Source organism: Streptomyces bambusae, assembly GCF_019400985.1.
Classification (GTDB): Bacteria; Actinomycetota; Actinomycetes; order Streptomycetales; family Streptomycetaceae; genus Streptomyces; species Streptomyces bambusae_A.
Window position 1 is genome coordinate 1 of the sequence record NZ_WTFF01000026.1, and the last position, 16,757, is coordinate 16,757.

General features: G+C 74.0%; 15 protein-coding genes. 6 read left to right on the top strand and 9 right to left on the bottom strand.

The window, feature by feature from the left end:
* Nucleotides 1-260 precede the first annotated feature (260 nt).
* Both GPJ59_RS06610 and GPJ59_RS06615 read right to left on the bottom strand, forming a co-directional pair.
* A complete protein-coding gene (locus tag GPJ59_RS06610) occupies nt 261-1,712 on the bottom strand; it encodes a HEAT repeat domain-containing protein (RefSeq protein WP_219665504.1) in 1,452 nt (483 codons plus the stop codon).
* Between the two features lie 372 nt (nt 1,713-2,084).
* Entirely contained in the window at nt 2,085-2,507 is a 423-nt protein-coding gene (locus GPJ59_RS06615) for an ankyrin repeat domain-containing protein (RefSeq protein ID WP_219665505.1), read from the bottom strand.
* Between the two features lie 315 nt (nt 2,508-2,822).
* On the opposite strand from GPJ59_RS06615, the gene GPJ59_RS06620 reads away from it, so the two are divergent.
* Complete coding sequence (locus tag GPJ59_RS06620) at nt 2,823-3,017, top strand: hypothetical protein (RefSeq protein ID WP_219665506.1); 195 nt, start codon at nt 2,823-2,825, stop codon at nt 3,015-3,017.
* An 86-nt stretch (nt 3,018-3,103) separates the two neighbouring features.
* Nucleotides 3,104-4,756: a hypothetical protein gene (locus GPJ59_RS06625; RefSeq protein ID WP_219665507.1), complete on the top strand. Its 1,653-nt coding sequence runs from the start codon at nt 3,104-3,106 to the stop codon at nt 4,754-4,756.
* A 54-nt stretch (nt 4,757-4,810) separates the two neighbouring features.
* Here the strand turns inward: GPJ59_RS06625 and GPJ59_RS06630 are convergent, their stop codons facing one another.
* Nucleotides 4,811-6,310, bottom strand: coding sequence for an SCO1417 family MocR-like transcription factor (locus tag GPJ59_RS06630; protein WP_219665508.1), 1,500 nt, complete (start codon nt 6,308-6,310; stop codon nt 4,811-4,813).
* A 319-nt stretch (nt 6,311-6,629) separates the two neighbouring features.
* Between GPJ59_RS06630 and GPJ59_RS06635 the strand changes: the two genes are divergently transcribed.
* The 3 genes from GPJ59_RS06635 to GPJ59_RS06645 all read left to right on the top strand — a co-directional run bounded on the left by GPJ59_RS06635 (nt 6,630) and on the right by GPJ59_RS06645 (nt 9,579).
* Entirely contained in the window at nt 6,630-7,421 is a 792-nt protein-coding gene (locus GPJ59_RS06635) for a glycerophosphodiester phosphodiesterase (RefSeq protein ID WP_219665509.1), read from the top strand.
* Between the two features lie 76 nt (nt 7,422-7,497).
* Entirely contained in the window at nt 7,498-8,949 is a 1,452-nt protein-coding gene (locus GPJ59_RS06640; protein WP_219665510.1) for an MFS transporter, read from the top strand.
* A 255-nt stretch (nt 8,950-9,204) separates the two neighbouring features.
* A complete protein-coding gene (locus GPJ59_RS06645; protein ID WP_219665511.1) occupies nt 9,205-9,579 on the top strand; it encodes an RNA polymerase-binding protein RbpA in 375 nt (124 codons plus the stop codon).
* 171 nt (nt 9,580-9,750) lie between these two features.
* Here the strand turns inward: GPJ59_RS06645 and fxsA are convergent, their stop codons facing one another.
* From fxsA to GPJ59_RS06665, 4 genes are all read right to left on the bottom strand, one after another.
* Complete coding sequence (gene fxsA / locus GPJ59_RS06650; protein ID WP_219665512.1) at nt 9,751-10,341, bottom strand: FxsA family membrane protein; 591 nt, start codon at nt 10,339-10,341, stop codon at nt 9,751-9,753.
* Between the two features lie 112 nt (nt 10,342-10,453).
* Complete coding sequence (locus GPJ59_RS06655) at nt 10,454-11,221, bottom strand: polyprenol monophosphomannose synthase (RefSeq protein WP_258023971.1); 768 nt, start codon at nt 11,219-11,221, stop codon at nt 10,454-10,456.
* A gap of 454 nt (nt 11,222-11,675) precedes the next feature.
* On the bottom strand, nt 11,676-13,337 hold the full coding sequence (locus GPJ59_RS06660) for an amidohydrolase (protein WP_219665514.1): 1,662 nt from the start codon (nt 13,335-13,337) through the stop codon (nt 11,676-11,678).
* A 28-nt stretch (nt 13,338-13,365) separates the two neighbouring features.
* Entirely contained in the window at nt 13,366-13,806 is a 441-nt protein-coding gene (locus GPJ59_RS06665; RefSeq protein ID WP_219665526.1) for an Lrp/AsnC family transcriptional regulator, read from the bottom strand.
* A gap of 216 nt (nt 13,807-14,022) precedes the next feature.
* Here GPJ59_RS06665 and GPJ59_RS06670 point away from each other — a divergent pair, with 216 nt between their 5' ends.
* Nucleotides 14,023-14,487 carry a hypothetical protein gene (locus GPJ59_RS06670; RefSeq protein ID WP_219665515.1) on the top strand — a complete coding sequence of 155 codons (465 nt, stop codon included), beginning with the start codon at nt 14,023-14,025 and terminating at the stop codon, nt 14,485-14,487.
* 9 nt (nt 14,488-14,496) lie between these two features.
* Here the strand turns inward: GPJ59_RS06670 and GPJ59_RS06675 are convergent, their stop codons facing one another.
* Both GPJ59_RS06675 and GPJ59_RS06680 read right to left on the bottom strand, forming a co-directional pair.
* Nucleotides 14,497-15,594: a phosphotransferase family protein gene (locus GPJ59_RS06675; RefSeq protein ID WP_219665516.1), complete on the bottom strand. Its 1,098-nt coding sequence runs from the start codon at nt 15,592-15,594 to the stop codon at nt 14,497-14,499.
* 25 nt (nt 15,595-15,619) lie between these two features.
* Nucleotides 15,620-16,693: a hypothetical protein gene (locus tag GPJ59_RS06680; protein WP_258023978.1), complete on the bottom strand. Its 1,074-nt coding sequence runs from the start codon at nt 16,691-16,693 to the stop codon at nt 15,620-15,622.
* Nucleotides 16,694-16,757: the final 64 nt, after the last annotated feature.

The window sequence follows — 16,757 nt, forward strand, 5'->3', positions numbered from 1 at the left end:
GCCCGACTCGGCTTCCTCCACCGCACAGGCCAAGCCCTCTACTCCCTCACCCAGCCACCACCAACCCCCTCCACAACACCAAACACCCCCTAACTACGCGGCATTGCATCGCGCAGCGACGCGACCGAAGGGAGCGCCCTTGACAGGGCGCCCCGACCCGCACGGACCATGGACTGCCGGGCAGGCACCGGCGCCCCTCCGACCAGGCGACCAGGCGACCAGGTCCGGCAGGAAACGAGCCCCTCGGCTTGTCCCCCGCCCTAAACCGCCGACTCAGGCGCGATCCGGCTCCGTACCGCCGACTGCACGTCCTCCTCCTCCGCCGGGTCCGACGCCAGGCGGCGCAGCCGGGGGGTGACCCGGGCGTCGGCCGTTTCGGCGTGGCGGGCGGCGAGCTCGCGGGTGGTCTCCTCGCAGTCCCACAGGCACTCCACCGCGAAGCCCGCGGCGAAGGTCGGGTCCGTGCGCGCCAGGGCGCTGGCCGCGCGGCCGCGCAGGTGCGACGAGGAGGTCTCGCGGTAGACGTGCCGGAGCACGGGCGCCGCGCAGGCGACGGAGAGCCGGCCTGCGCCGTCGACCAGGGCGAAGAGGGCCGTCGCGTCGGGACCCGCCGTACGGACGGTGTCGCGCAGGGCGGCCAGGACGAGCGGGGCGTCCTCGGGGCCGCCCCGGCCTGCCAGCAGCGAGGCGGCGGCCGTGCCGAGGGCGTCCTGGCGGTGGCTGTGCACCCACACCCGGGCCCGCGCGACCGCGCCGGGCCCGCACATCCGCTCGTACGCGGCCACGGCCGCCACGGCGGCCTCGTCGCCCGCCTCGCCCGCCCCGCCCGCCTCGCCCGCCCCCACCGACGCGGCCTCGATCAGGTCGAGCACCGCCGGGTTCTCCGGCTCGGCCAGGACCAGATGGTGCAGGGCGGTGGCGCGGGCGGCCTCGCCGGCCGCGCCCGCCGCCGCGGCGAAGATCTCCGCACGGTCCTCGGGGGTCGCGACGGCGGCCAGACATCGGGCGGCCGGCACGTGCAGCGGGGTGCCGCGGCGCAGCCCGTCCTCCGCCCAGGCGAAGACGGCGGCCACGCCCCAGCCCGGGCGGGGCCCGGACGGCGTCAGCTGGCGCTGCCAGCGGTCGAAGGAGCCCTGCTGGCGCGCGGCGCGCAAGCGGTCGCCGAACTCGGGCAGCTCCTCCCACAGGAACCACGGGCGCGGCTCGTAGGCGTCGCGTACGGCGGCGGCCAGCCGCGCCTCGCCCTCGGGGTCGGCGGGGAACCGGTCGAGCACGGCGGCGGCCAGCCCGCGCAGGCCCTCGTCGTCGTCGCGCAGGGCGAGCTCGTCCAGGGCCCAGGCCCAGTTCGCGCCCACGGCGGCGTAGCGGCGCAGCAGCATGAGCGCGTCGTCGCGGCCGTACGAGGCGAGGTGGCCGAGCACGGACAGGGCCAGGCCGGTGCGGCCCTCTTCCTCGTCGACGAGGTCGTCGGGGCCGAGGAGGTGGGCCTCGATGTCGGTGAGCGGGCCGTCGAGGTCCAGGTAGAGCCTGGCGTAGTACAGCGAGCGGTTCTCGACCTGCCAGTCCTGCCGCGGATCGTGCAGCACGCAGTGGTTGAGCGCCGCGAGGGCCTCGGCGCGCGGCGCGGCGAGCGCGTGGAGCGTGCCGTCGCCACGGCCCCGCTGGAGGAGTCCGAGCAGGGTACCGCTTGGCGCTATGACTGGTTCGAACATGGGAATGGCCTCAAATCAAGCTGGGGACGCAACCGGGAATCGGGATTCACAGAGCCGCGTAACAGCATGTGAGGACGTCCGCCGTCATGTTCCGCTCGATGTAGACCATTGCCTTCTCTCTTTCGTCGGTGACCGGAGTCTCCCCCGTACCCCGACCTTCGGGGTTCATACCCCGTACCTCGGGGCTTTCTCCGGATCCGACGCCATGATGACCCAGCCGGTTTGTGCGCCGCGACCACATTTACGGTCGCCGTGACCTACCCGGGACCTGGGCCGGGGCGATCACAGGGGGCTAAGTGGACTGCCAGGCTCCGCCAGGAAGCCCGTACTGCAGCCCGCACCCGCACCCGCACGCAGCCCGTACGCCACCCGCTACTCCCCGAAGAGCTCCAGCAGGTCGGTCTTGCCGAACATGCGCGCGGTGTCGACCGCGGACGGCGTGCCCGCGTGCGGGTCGGCACCCCCGGCCAGCAGGGCGCGGATGACGGCCTCCTCGCCCTTGAAGACGGCGCCGGCGAGCGGGGTCTGACCGCGGTCGTTGGCCCGGTCGGCCTCGGCGCCGTGCCCGAGGAGGGCCGTGACGGTCTCGGGGTGGCCGTGGTAGGCGGCGAGCATCACGAGGGTGTCGCCGCGGTCGTTGGTGAGGTTCGCCGGGACGCCCGCATCGAGGTACGCGGTGAGCATCGCGGTCTCCCCCTGCCGGGCGAGGTCGAAGATCTTGGTGGCCAGCTCGATGACGTCCTCGTCGGGAACGTCAGCCCCACCTTCCGGCCCACCCTGGTGGCTCTCGGTCATCGCGTGTACCTCTCCTCTCACACTCCGTACGGGTGATTCGACAGAGTACTGCCCGTAACCCCACATGGCGGGGCCAGGCCGAGCCAATGATCAAGGCAGGGGCCGAGGCAAGGATCGCGGCAGCGATCGAAGCAGAGGTCGAGCAAGGATCACCTGTGGGCCGACGCGCCACCTGAAGGGGGCCGGTGCAGTGAAATCACAAAACATTCACCCGTATGCACCTTTTGTCGCATTGATACTTCCTGTGAGCCTGGAACAACTGATGGTGATTGTCCCCACCCACCAGGAGAACCCCAGAACCCAGGAGAAACTCCCATGGTCCTGTCCATCTCAGGCGTCGTCCTGCTCGGCATCATCGCCTTCCTCTTCTTCAAGAAGGACGGGATGAAGCTGACCCACGCCTTCGTCTGCGCCCTCTTCGGCTTCTTCCTCGCGGGCTCCGCGATCGCGCCGAGCATCACGGCCAGTACGGCCAGCCTCGCCGGCCTGCTCGGCGGCATCAAGCTCTGACCCCGGCCGCCCCGCCCCCGCCCCCCGCCCCCCGCCCCCGCTCCAACGACGCTTCCCTGCTCCACCCACAACTCCAGGAGACGCCCGTGGCCCGGCGCCCACTTCCCCGCATCCTCACCAGCGGCAGCGCATCGCTGGCCCGGGGCCGCGACCTCGCGCGCACGGCCGCCGACAACGCCACGGACGTCCTCCATCCCCTCCTCGTGATCGGACGGGGCCTGCGGGTCCTGGCGGTCGCCGGCCGCCGGAAGTGGGCCGCGACCCCGCCGGACAAGCGCGGTCCCGCACTGTTCCTCGCCGCGGCCTGCGTCCTCGTGATCGCCCTCGTCCCGTACGGGCCGCTGCTGGGCCTGCTCACCCTCGGTGCGGCCGCCGCCTGGGCCGGGCGCGACCGCACGACCGAGCCGGCCGGTCCCGGCGAGGCCGAGGCCGCGCGGCTCGGCTCCCTCTACGAAGCCCTCGTGCCGTACTTCTCCGTCCCGGAGGACCCGAGCCCCCTCTTCGCCCACGGCGGTGAGTGGGACAAGGCCTTCAGCGACTTCGCCTTCGACGAGGCGGGGCGCATCACGCGCCTGCACATCCGCTACCCGGCCTACTTCACCGACGGCGAGGCCGCCTCCCGGGCCCGGATCGAGGCGCTTCTGCACGCCAAGTCCGGCCGCGGCCGGGAGTACCTCTTCGACTGGGACGAGGAGGGCAACCAGCTCGACATGCGGGTCCTGGCGCCCCTGCCGGCCGGCATCGCCGCCCAGCCGTTCGTCACCGGCCCCGGCGAGACCGTGCTCGGCTTCACCGACGCCGACGCCGACGGAGTGCACGGCGTGCAGCGCACCCTGCCGGTCCTGCACGACGGCCGGCCCCTCGACGTGCCCCCGGTGATCTGGCGTACGGGCCCCCACTCGACCGAGCCGCACCTGCTCGCCGTCGGCCAGCCCGGCAGCGGCACCTCCACGCTGCTGCGCTCCCTCGCCCTCCAGGCCCTGCGCAGCGGCGCCGAGGTGCTCGTCGTCGAGGGCGGCAGCAGCGGCGAGTACGCCTGCCTGTCCGGGCGCCGCGGTGTCCTGGCCGTGGAGTGCGGCCCGGCGGGCGCCGCCGCGGCGCTGGAATGGGCAGCGGGCGAGACCGAACGGCGGCTGATCGCCACCCGGCGGGCCCGTGAGGCGGGCCTGCCGGCGCCCGAGGACGCCCGGCGGCCGCTGTGGATCCTGCTGGACCGGCCCGGCGTGCTCGGGTACCTCGCGGCGGCCGAGGGGATCGACGACCCGCTCGCCCTGCTCCAGGTACCACTGCGCCACGGCCGGACCGTGCAGCTGACCGTGGCCGTGGCGGAGCACTTCGACCACCTGGAGCTGCTGCACGACGTGGTCTGGGCGCACACCCGGGCCCGGGCGGTCCTCGGACCGGCCGGGGTCCAGCAGATCGCCGACGTACTGGGCGTGCCGCCGAACACCACGCCCACCGCCCAGGTCCCGCCCGGACGCGGGTACGCCCGGCTCGGCACGGGCCCGGTCTTCCGGCTCCAGGTGCCCGCCACGCCGGATCCGTACGACGAGGCGGCCGGCCCGGAGGCGCGCCAGGCCGTGCTGGACCTGCTGCCCGAACGGCACGGGCCGGCGCCGGCCCCGGGCCACCCCTTGCTGGACCCCGTCCCGCGGACCAAGCCGCTCGCGTCCCAGCCCCCGGCCCAGGGCTCGGCCGTCGACGCCGCGGAGATCCCCGAGGTGTCCGAGGCACCGTGAACCGGGCCGGCCTCACACGCCGGCCCCAGCCCGCCTCAGGCCACGAACGTCCGCTCAGGCCACGAACGTCCGCGGCGGTTCCGAGCCGCCGCCCGCGCCCGTGCCCACCAGCCGGGCCGCGGCGGCCAGCCGGGCGGCGGCTTCGTCGGCCACCGGCCCGCCGACGGTGAACGGCAGCCGGACATAGCCCTCGAAGGCCCCGTCCACCCCGAACCGCGGCCCGGACGGCACCCGTACGCCGACCCGTTCGCCGACCTCCGCCAGCCGCGAGCCGGACAGTCCGCCGGCCCGGGCCCACAGGGTCAGGCCGCCCAGCGGGACCTCGAACTCCCAGTCGGGCAGCTCCCGGCGCACCGCGGCCACCAGCGCGTCCCGGTTGCCCCGGGCCTGGGCCCGGCGCATCGCCACCGCTTCCTCCCAGCCGCCGGTGCGCATCAGCCAGTTCACCGCGAGCTGCTCCAGGACCGGCGTGCCGAGGTCGGCGTAGGCACGGGCGGCGACCAGACTGCGGATCACGTCGGGGGCGGCGCGGACCCAGCCGATCCGCATGCCCGCCCAGAAGGCCTTGCTGGCCGAGCCGACGGTGATCACGCTGCTGCCGGCCGGGTCGAAGGAGCAGACCGGGCGCGGCATCTCCAGGTCGTCCTCCAGCCGCAGCTCGGCCATGGTCTCGTCGACCACCAGGACGGTGCCGGCCGACCGCGCGGCCTCCACCATCGCCCGCCGCTGCTCCTCGGAGGCGAGCGCCCCGGTCGGGTTGTGGAAGTCGGCGACGACGTACGCCAGCCGCGGGGCGGCGTCCCGCAGCACCTGTCGCCAGGCCGGCAGGTCCCACCCGGCCAGCCCGTCGCCCATCGCCACGGGCACCAGCCGGACGTCGGCGGCGCGCATGAGCTGGAGGATGTTGGCGTAGGACGGGGACTCGACGGCGATCCGCTCGCCGCGTCCCGCGAAGAGGCTGCAGATGGCGTCGATGGCGCCCATCGCGCCCGTGGTCACCATGATCTGCTCGGGCATGGTCGGGATGCCGCGGGCGGAGTAGCGGTCGGCGAGCATCCGGCGCAGCGCGGGCAGGCCCGCGGGGTAGTCGCCGTGGGTGTGCGCGTACGGCGAGAGCTCCTCCAGGGCGCCCTGGACGGCCTTGGTCAGCCAGGGCTCGGGGGCCGGCAGGGCCGCGCAGCCGAGGTCGATCATGGAGCCGAGCGCCTCGGGCGGCAGGGGCTCCAGGCCGCGCGCGGGCAGCGGGTTGCCCGCCGGTACGGAGGTCCAGCTGCCGGCGCCGCGCCGCGACTCCAGGAAGCCCTCGGTGCGCAGGGCCTCGTAGGCGGCGGCGACGGTGGTGCGGCTGAGCCCCAGCGCGACGGCCAGCTCCCGCTCGGCGGGCAGCCGGGCGGCCACGGGGATGCGCCCTTCCAGGACCAGCAGGCGGATGCCGTCGGCGAGGGTCCGGTAGGCGGGCGGCTTACGGGCGCCGGGCGCGGCGGTACGCGGCTGCTGGGAGCCGATGAGCCGGGCGAGCTGCGCCGCGCCGACGGCGGAGGTCCACTGAGCCATCTGTCCGGTCCACCTTCGTCGAATTGGCCCCGGCCGGACCCGGAGGGGGCCGGCATTGGATCGGTTTGACGTGCCCCAGGGTGTCATGTGGCCCCCGGCCGGGACCAGAGGGGGGCGGCGCGGCGGCCGGGAGGGGGCGGCGCGGCGGCCGGGAGGAGACGAGAGGGGATCCGGGAGAGGACGACGCGGAGGGGGACCCGGGACGGAGACGGATCCGGGACGGAGGCGGACCCGGGACGGAGGGAGACCCATGACGGGGGGGACCCACGACGGAGGGGGACCCACGACGGAGCGGTGAGGGGGTACCCGGGAAGGGCCAATGAGGAGGGATACTGCCGCCGTGACGCACGTACGCCTGAGGCACCCCTACCTGGACCACCCGGCCCCCATCCCGTTCGCCCACCGTGGCGGCGCGGCGGACGGGCTGGAGAACACCGTCGCCGCCTTCCGGCGGGCTGCGCAGGCGGGGTACCGCTACTTCGAGACCGATGTCCACGCCACGCTCGACGGCAAGCTGGTGGCCTTCCACGACCCGACCCTGGACCGGGTCACCGACGGCCAGGGGCGGATCGCGGACCTGCCGTGGAGCCGGGTCCGCGAGGCCCGGGTGGCCGGCACCGAGCCGCTGCCGCTGTTCGAGGAGCTGCTGGAGGAGTTCCCGGAGGCCCGCTGGAACATCGACATCAAGTCCGAGTCGGCGCTGCACCCGCTGGTGAACCTGATCGCCCGGGCCGGGCTCTGGGACCGGGTGTGCGTGGGCTCGTTCTCCGAGAGCCGGGTGGCGCGCGCGCAGCGGATCGCCGGGCCGCGGCTGGCCACCTCGTACGGGATGCGGGGCGTGGTGGGGCTGCGGCTGCGGTCGTACGCGATCCCGGCCGCGCTGCGTGTGGGCGCGGTCGCGGCCCAGGTGCCGGAGGCGCAGGCGGGCATCCGCGTGGTCGACCGCCGCTTCGTGCGGACCGCGCACGAGCGGGGTCTGCAGGTGCACGTGTGGACCGTGAACGAACCGGAACGTATGGAGGCTCTGCTCGACCTGGGTGTCGATGGCATCATGACCGACCGGATCGACATCTTGCGCACGGTGCTGGACCGGCGCGGGGCCTGGGCGTAGGGCGCTGCCGCGCTCGTCCGGGCACCCGCGCGGGGCCCGCGGCCGGGCCGCTACGGGCACCAGCGAGGGGGCACCGGTGAGTGCACAGACAACCGACGGGGCGGAAGCCGGGTCGGACGACGAGTCCGCGAGAGCCGCGGGAGCCGCGAGAGCCGCGAGAGCCGCGGGAGCCGCGGGAGCCGCGGGAGCCGCGACAGCTTCGCGCAGACGGGAGCAGCGGGGCTGGTACTTCTACGACTTCGCGTGCTCGGTGTACTCGACGAGCGTGCTGACGGTGTTCCTCGGCCCGTACCTGACCGCGGTGGCCAAGGCGGCGGCGGACACGGAGGGGTTCGTGCATCCGCTCGGGATACCCGTGCGGGCCGGCTCGCTCTTCGCGTACGCGGTGTCGGCCTCGCTCGTGGTCGCGGTGTTCGCCATGCCGCTGGCGTCCGCGACGGCGGACCGCACCGGCCGCAAGAAGCCGCTGTTCGCGTTCTCCGCCTATCTGGGCGCGGCGGCGACGACGGGCATGTTCTTCCTGGAGGGCGACCGCTATCTGCTCGGCGCGTTCCTGCTCATCGTCGCCAACGCCGCGTTCGCTGTGGCGATGGCGCTGTACAACGCCTATCTGCCGCAGATCGCCGCGCCCGAGGAGCGGGACGCGGTGTCCTCGCGCGGCTGGGCGTTCGGCTACACGTCGGGCGCGCTGGTCCTGGTCCTGAACCTGGTCCTCTACTCCGGGCACGAGTCCTTCGGGCTGACCGAGGGCGCCGCGGTGCGGATCTGTCTGGCCTCGGCCGGACTGTGGTGGGGCCTGTTCGCGCTCGTACCACTGCGCCGGCTGCGCGACCGGCAGGCGGAGCCGGGCACGTCGGGTGCATCCGGCGGGAAGGGCCACACGGTCGACGGTGGCTGGCGGCAGCTGATCGCGACGCTGAAGGACATGCGGCGGCATCCGCTGACGCTGTCGTTCCTGGTGGCGTACCTGATCTACAACGACGGCATCCAGACGGTGATCTCACAGGCGTCCATCTACGGCTCCGAGGAGCTGGGCCTGGAGCAGTCGACGCTGATCACCGCGGTGCTGCTGGTCCAGGTTCTCGCGGTCGCGGGCGCGCTCGGCATGGGCCGGCTCGCGCGGACCTACGGCGCGAAGCGCACGATCCTGGGGTCGCTGGCGGTGTGGACGCTGATCCTGGCGGCCGGCTACTTCCTGCCTGCCGGGGCGCCGGTGGCGTTCTTCTGCCTCGCGGGGGCGATCGGCCTGGTCCTCGGCGGCAGCCAGGCGCTGTCCCGCTCGCTGTACTCGCATCTGATACCGCACGGCAAGGAGGCGGAGTACTTCGCCGCGTACGAGATGAGCGACCGAGGGCTGAGCTGGCTGGGACCGCTGGTGTTCGGACTCGGGTACCAGCTGACCGGCAGCTACCGGGACGCGATCATCTCGCTCGTGGTCTTCTTCGCAGTGGGATTCGTCCTGCTCGCACGGGTGCCTGTGAGGCGGGCGGTGGAGGCCGCTGGGAATCCGGTCCCTGAACGGATTTAGACGTTGAAGCAAAGGGCCGGTAGTGTACGCCTTTGGCCTGCCAGGCGGACCGTTACTGCGTGGTGAAGAAGTGAAGACGTTGGGTGACATCTGCTGCCAGATGTGACAAAACGGGCATTGGTGGGTACAACAAGGGGCGGCACGACGGGCGACGCATCACCCGGAGCGGGAATCTATACCGCCGACCGGACGTTGACCGGATGACGACGACAGCGACACCTGTCCTGTGGGCGACAAGCCCGGGAGGCACGATTCATGAGTGAGCGAGCTCTCCGCGGCACGCGCCTCGTGGTGACCAGCTACGAGACGGACCGCGGCATCGATCTGGCCCCGCGCCAGGCGGTGGAGTACGCATGCCAGAACGGACATCGATTTGAGATGCCGTTCTCGGTTGAGGCGGAGATTCCGCCGGAGTGGGAGTGCAAGGCGTGTGGCGCCCAGGCACTCCTGGTGGACGGCGATGGGCCCGAGGAGAAGAAGGCCAAGCCCGCGCGAACGCACTGGGACATGCTCATGGAGCGGCGCACCCGCGAGGAGCTGGAGGAGGTGCTGGCCGAGAGGCTGGCCGTCCTTCGGTCCGGCGCCATGAACATCGCCGTGCACCCGCGGGACAGCCGGAAGTCAGCCTGAGCCTGACGCCTGACACTGCGGACACCGCAAGCAGCACAGCCGAGGGGCCCCCTCACACATCGTGTGGCGGGGCCCCTCGGCTGTGCTGTGTGTTGTGCTGTGTGCTGTGCTGTGTGCTGTGGTGTCGCCGGCCCCGGCGGTGCCGGGGCCGGCCGTCAGGGCGTCAGGGCGTCAGGGCGTCAGCGGCGGGCGGTGGCCCGTGTCGTCGGCCGGGCCGCCCGGCTGCCCGGGCCGGTCCTCGCGGACGACCTCGCCGGGGACCACCTTGCCGTCGGGGTAGTGGATGCGCGCCTGCTGGAAGGCGTCGCCGAAGGAGCCGGGGGCGGCCTTGGCGATCCTGCGCTCCAGCACCCGCTGGGTACGGCGGCCGACCCAGGAGCGGACCGGCGGCAGGAGCAGCAGCAGCCCGGCCAGGTCCGAGATCAGGCCCGGCATCATCAGCAGCAGCCCGGCCAGCATGGTCAGGCCGTTGCCGGAGCCCTTGCCGGGCTGCGGGGCGGACGGCATCCGGCCCGCCTGGGCCTCCTGGAAGTTGCGTGCCATGCCGGAGAAGGCCCGCCGCCCGGCGCGCTTGATCACGACACCGCCGAGCACGATGCCGCCCAGCAGCACCGCGACCACCGCCAGCGCGCCGGCCTCGCTCGCGAGCAGGCTGAGCAGCCAGATCTCCAGGATCAGCCAGGCCGCGATCGCGAGCGGGAGCAGCGTACGGGCGGGCGAACGCCGCCGGGGGGCCGTCGGGGTGGGAACGCCGGTCGTCATACCCCCCAGTGTGCCTGGACCAGCGTAAAAGCGGCTTCAGCCGTTGGTACCGGGCATCCCCTAAGGGGGGAGGGGGCGAGGGGGGCGAGGAGGCGACCGCCCCGCGCGGGTCTCAGGCGCCGCGGCGGCCCGTGAGCCGGGCCGCGCGGGCGGACAGGCCCCACTGGGTCACCCGCCACAGCGCCTCGACCACGATGTCGCGGCTCATCTTGCTGTCGCCGAACTCGCGCTCGACGAAGGTGATCGGCACCTCCACCACGCGGAAGCCCTTCGCGACCGCCCGCCGGGCCAGGTCGACCTGGAAGCAGTAACCCGCCGAGGCCACCTCGGACAGGCCCAGGCCCTCCAGCGTCTCGCGGCGGAAGGCCCGGTAGCCGCCGGTGACGTCGCGGATCGGCACGCCCAGCATCAGCCGGGAGTACGTGGAGCCGCCGCGCGAGAGGAACTCGCGGGACTTGGGCCAGTTCACCACCCGGCCGCCCGGCACCCAGCGGGAGCCCAGCACCAGGTCCGCGCCGGCCAGCGCGGTCAGCAGCCGCGGGAGCTCCTCGGGCTGGTGCGAGCCGTCGGCGTCCATCTCCACCAGCACGCCGTGGCCGCGCTCCAGGCCCCACGCGAAGCCGGCCAGGTAGGCGGCGCCGAGGCCCTCCTTGCCCGTGCGGTGCAGGACGTGCACGTGGTCGTCGGCGGCGGCCAGCTCGTCCGCGAGCTTGCCGGTGCCGTCGGGGCTGTTGTCGTCGGCGACCAGGACGTGGGCCTCGGGGACCGACTTCCGTACGCGGGCGACGATCGGCCCGATGTTCTCCGCCTCGTTGTAGGTCGGAATGATCACCAGGACCGTGCCGAGCGGGCCTCGGGTCCGCTCACCGCCGTTGCTCAATGGATCCCCTTCGTCGCGTCCTGCCCGGAGCAGGCCGTTGCCGGCAGGCTGGTGCCGGCAGGTGGTGCCGGGGCAGGACGGTGCGGGCCCGGTGGTCGGGCAGCCCGATGGTCGGCCCATCGGCCGCCCTGATTTTATGACGCGTTTCATGACGCGTTTCATGACGCCTTCTCCGACGCCCCGGCAGCGGCTCGGGGCCCGCGGTCCTTCGGGCCGGCCGGGGTCCCGCTGGCTGCGGGGCGCCCAGGCCGTTGTCTACTGGACCGCCGGGCCCCGACGCGGGACCACCCTCCCCCGGCCGCGGCCGCGGGTGCCCCCACCGGCGAAACCTTCCGCCGCCCCCGAGGCACGGGAGCTCGGGCGGAACGGACCACTGCGGTGCGGGCGTCCTGTCGGTGGACCCGGCCGAACCTATCCGGGTCCGGTCGCCCGCACCGAACCGATGGGCGCCGGATCACCCCTGTGGGCGTACGAATACCTCCCGCCCGCCGACCACCGTCGCCAGGCACACGGGCAGGTCGACGCCGGGGGTCAGGTCGGGCAGGCCGGGCGTGCCGGACCGCGGGTCCGTGGACCAGCGCTGCACCCGGTCGTCGGGGGCCTGGACGACCAGCTCCGAGGTCTGCCAGACGGCGTAGTCGGCCGGTGCGCCGGGCACCAGGACGCCCGCGTCGTCCCGTCCCAGGGCCCGCCAGCCGCCGCGCGTGTGGGCGGTGAAGGCGGCCCGGACGGAGATGCGGTGCTCGGGCGTGCGGTGGAAGGCGGCGGCCCGGACGGTGCCCCAGGGGTCCAGCGGGGTGACCGGCGCGTCGGAGCCGAAGGCCAGCGGCACGCCGGCCTTGAGCAGGGCGGCGTACGGGTTGAGCGTCGCGGCCCGGTCGGCGCCCAGCCGGTCGGCGTACATGCCGTCCGCGCCGCCCCAGGCGGCGTCGAAGGCGGGCTGGACGGAGGCGGTCAGGCCCAGCTCGGCGAAGGCGGCGATGGTCTGCGGCGTCATCATCTCCGCGTGCTCGACGCGGTGCCGGGCGGCCCGGATCCGGGCGAGGCCGACCTTCTCGGCGGCCGCCCGGACCCCCTCGACCACGGCGCCGACCGCGGCGTCGCCGATGGCGTGGAAGCCGGCCTGGAGTCCCGCCTCGGTGCAGGCGGCGACGTGCGCGGCGACGTCCCCGGCCGTCAGGTACGCGGTGCCGGTGTGCGGGGCGTCCTGGTACGGGGCGTGCAGGCAGGCGGTGTGGGAACCGAGGGCGCCGTCGACGAAGAGGTCGCCGCCGGCCCCGACCGCCCCGAGCTCGCGGGCGAGGTCCAGGTCGCGGTCCGCCCAGTAGCCGAAGACCCGCGGGCCGGGCTCGTGCCGGGCGAGCTCCAGCAGGGCGGTGAAGTCCTCGGCGGAGGAGATGTCCGGCCCGCCGCACTCGTGCAGGGCCCCGATGCCGAGCGAGGCGGCACGGCGCAGCGCGGCCCGCTGGGCCTCCTCGCGCTGGGCCGGGGTCACGGCGGCGAAGGCGGCCGCGCGTACGGCGTGGTGGGCGGCGCGGGTCAGCGGTTCGCTCTCGTGGAAGCCGTCCTCGTCGCGGATGCCGCGGACCAGGTCGAGGAGGGCGGTGGTGACCACGGCGGAGTGGACGTCGATCCGGCTCAGGTAGAGGGGGCGGCCGCCGGCGGCCTCGTCCAGCTCGTCCCGGCGCGGGGCGCGCCGTTCGGGCCAGCGGGCGGCGTCCCAGCCGTGTCCGAGCAGCACCCGGTCGCCGGGCCGCCGTTCGGCGTGGGCGCGTACGAGTGCCAGGGCGTCCGCGAGGGTCTGGGCGCCGGTGAGGTCCAGTCCGGTCAGGGCGAGTCCGGCGGAGGTGGCGTGCACGTGGGCGTCGGTGAACGCGGGCGTCACGAGCGCGCCGTCGAGGTCGACCACCTCGTCCACGCCCTGGGCGAAGGCGTCCGCGGCGCCCTCGGAACCGACCCAGGCGATGTGCCCGCGCTCGACGACCATCGCGGTGGCGAAGGGGTCGGCGGGGCTGTGGACGTCGCCGCCCCGCAGCAGGACGGTGCGCTGCGGCGGCTGGTCGGACGCTCCGGCGGTGGCCGGGTGGGGGTCGTGCTGGGGGGTGTGCTCGGTCATGGGGACCAGTCTCCCCCCTGGGGGCGGGTCAGATCTTCGGGGGTCTGGCCTCGTACGGGGTGGACAGGACGACGGTCGTACGGGTGGACACGTGGGCGAGGGCTCGCAGCCGGCCCAGGAGGTCCTCCAGCTCCAGCGGGGTGGCGACGCGGACCTTGAGGATGTAGTTCTCGTCGCCGGCGACGCTGTGGCAGGCCTCGATCTCGGGCACGCCCGCGAGCCGCTCGGCGATGTCGTCGGGGTCGCTCGGGTCGAAGGGCTTGACCGAGATGAAGGCCGTCAGGGGCAGCCCGACGGCCTCGGGGTCGACGACGGCGGCGTAGCCGCGGATGACCCCGCGCTGTTCCAGGCGGCGTACTCGCTGATGGACCGCCGACGTGGACAGTCCCGTGGCCTTGCCCAGGTCCGTGTAGCTCATGCGGCCGTCCCGCACGAGCAGCTCCACGATCTGGCGGTCCAGCTCCTCCATTGCGCTCATGGCCGCAAACTTATTGGCTCGGGGCGCTCGAGGCCCAGTACCGTCTCACCGGAAGCGGCACCTGCAGCAGGCATGTGACCAAAGCCACAGGGGTATGGACCTGTACGCCGGGGTGTTGTGGTTACTCGTGCCGCGTGACGGGAAGTGCTTGCTGTGGCCGAGGCCGAAGATCCTGCCCGCCCGGCCCACCCAAGGGGGAGTACATCCATGCAGAACACCAAGCGCGCCGGTCGCACCGAACCGGAGCCACTCGAGCTCCGCGAGGCCGAGTACGCCGAGGACGGCGAGTACCTCGAAGAGGACGCGTCCGGCTTCGAGATCCGCCACGCCACCTGCCCCGACTGCGGCCGGTCCATCGCTCTCGTGGCGGACGAGGAGTTCCTCCCGCAGCACGCGCTGTGCCTGACCCCGTGGAACCCGTTCGGGCTCACGGTGTGCGCGGGCACCGGGCGGCCGGTCGGGGAGGCCCTGCCGGCGGTCGGCGAGGCAGCCGTCGTCGAGGCGGAGCCCGCCGCGGTGCTGTCGCTGCCCCAGGGTCTGGACTGGCGGACGCAGCCCTTCTCGCACGTCGGCGGTCCGGGCTCGCGTCCGGTGCGGCTGGTCACGCCGACGCCCGTGCCGGCACCCGCGGCCGGTGCGCCGCTGCGCGGACGGCACGTGAAGGCCGCCTGAGGCCCTCGCTCACCAGTAGCTTCCCTGCACCATGGCGGCGAGGCTGCCGTGGTGCAGGATCAGGCCGTCCGGGTCCGCCGGCACCTCCACCTCGCCGAAGTGGGCCTGGCGGTAGGCGATCCGCAGCATCACGATGCCGTGGCGCAGCGCCGCGTACAGCGTGTGGAACTCCATGTCGCGCGGGGTGTGCCCGGTCAGTTCGGCGTACCTGCGCTCCAGGTCCTCTCGGCGCAGGAAGTCCGGCAGGCCGCGCTGGCCGAAGCCGACGGTGAGGTCCTGGAAGAAGCGGTGCAGGTAGACGGTCCAGCCGAGGTCCACCTCGCGCGGGGCGCACCCCGCCATCTCCCAGTCCAGGACGGCCACCGGGCGGAATCCGGCCGGCTCGTAGACGACGTTGCCGATCCGCGCGTCGCCCCAGTTGAGGACGGGGTCGCCCTCGTCGGCGGGCCACAGCTCCTCCAGGCGGTCGAAGGCCCGCTCCAGCAGCGGGGAGCGGGGCAGGTCGCGCACCACCCAGGCGTAGTAGGTGCGTTGGGCGTCGACGTGGCGGCGCAGCGGGCTGCCCGGGCCGGCGGGCAGCAGGAACTCGGCCTCCTTCGCGGGGAACTGGTCGTGCAGGCGGGCGAGCAGCGCGATGCTCTCCTCCTGCAGTTCGGCGCGTTCGGCGTCGGTGGCCCCGTGCAGCCAGTTGCCCTCGTAGGTGTACGGCATGACGTCGGGCGGGACCCGGCCCTCGGCCCGGTCCATGACGAAGAAGGGCGCGCCGAGCGGCCCGGGGTCCTCCTCCAGCCAGCGCACGCGCGGCACGGGCAGGTCGGTGTGCCGGGCGACCAGGTCCATGACCCGGTGCTGGCGGGGCATGTCGTAGGTGGGGAAGACGGTGTACGCGGCCGGGTCGGCGGCCAGCCGCAGGGCGCAGGCGCGGACCGGGGTGTCCGGGTGCTCGATGTCGAAGAGCAGGGTCTCGCTGGACATGCCGTTGGAACCGGGTACGCGTACGTCGGCGACCTCGGCTCCGGGCAGGTGGCGGCCGAGCCAGGCGCCGAGGCGGCGGCCGAGCTCCTGCGGGTCGCGGGTGGTGGTGCGGGGACGTGGTGCCGTGGCCATGCTGGACCCCCTGGGGCGGGCGGAGTTACGGGGCGACGGAGCTGAAGTCGGCGAAGCCGCTGGGGTCGTGGCGGCCGAAACTGCCGTGCTCGAAGATGCCGTGGCCGGTGCGCCCGTCGAGGGTGAAGCGGGCCGAGTGGTCGGTGACCCCGTACGCGGCCGTCGGGTGGGCGGCCGGGTCGGAGAGGTCGTACACGCGCCGGTCGGTCCAGCCGCGGCCCTGCCAGCTGCCGTGCTGCCAGTCGGTGGCGGGCGGGTAGCCGGCGCCGACGGCGAGCGGGGAGGAGTTCAGGATCTCCACGCCGAGTTCCAGGGGCTTGCGGGCCGGATCGGTTAGGTGGACGACGGCGCTTTCGGGGTGGCGGGTGCCGGGTCGGTAGCGGATGTCGGTGTGCGGCCAGCCGAGTTGGACGTCGTGGCGGCCGCTGTCCTCGGGGAAGACCTGGACGGCCTCGTTCAGGCTGCGGTGGCCGTCGGCGTCCTCCTGGACGACGACCATGAGGAAGCGGTCGTCGAAGCGGACGGGGATCCAGAGCCAGTGGAAGCCCTCGGTGCGGTGCTCCTCGGCGGCGCGGCCGCCGGCCTCGCCGGGCAGGGGGCGCACGCCCCAGCTGCGGTCGCGGGTGCCGGTCCACTGAGCGGCGGTGGGCCTCAGCTCCTCTCCCCCGGCCCGGATCACTCCGGTGACGTTCCCGGCCTGGACGAAGCGGCGGCCTTCGAGGGTCAGCCGGTCGCCGCGGCGCTGCAGGTGGTGCGGCTCCCACAGGGTGGGGAACTCGGCGGTCCAGGTGAGGTCGTAGGACAGGCCCCCGGGGTCGGCGGGGTCGGGGTCGCAGTGCAGGGAGAGCCGCTTGAGCGGGGTGTCGACGGTGATCCGCAGCGGCCCGACGGACAGGTCCGTGCGGTCGTCACCGAGCGCGTCGGAGGCCCGGACGGCGTGCAGCCGGTCGCCGAGGCGGAGGGTGGCGTAGGCGTCGATGACGCCGGCGTTCGGGTACACGCCGAGGCCGAGGATCAGGACGGCGCGGCCGGCGTGGTCGAAGACGTGGAAGATGCAGCGGTCGTAGGCGTTCCGGTCGCCGCTGACGACGTGCTTCATCGACAACGGGGCCTGGTGGACGGGGTATTCGTCGAGGGCGACGGGGCGGTCCGCGGGCACGTGG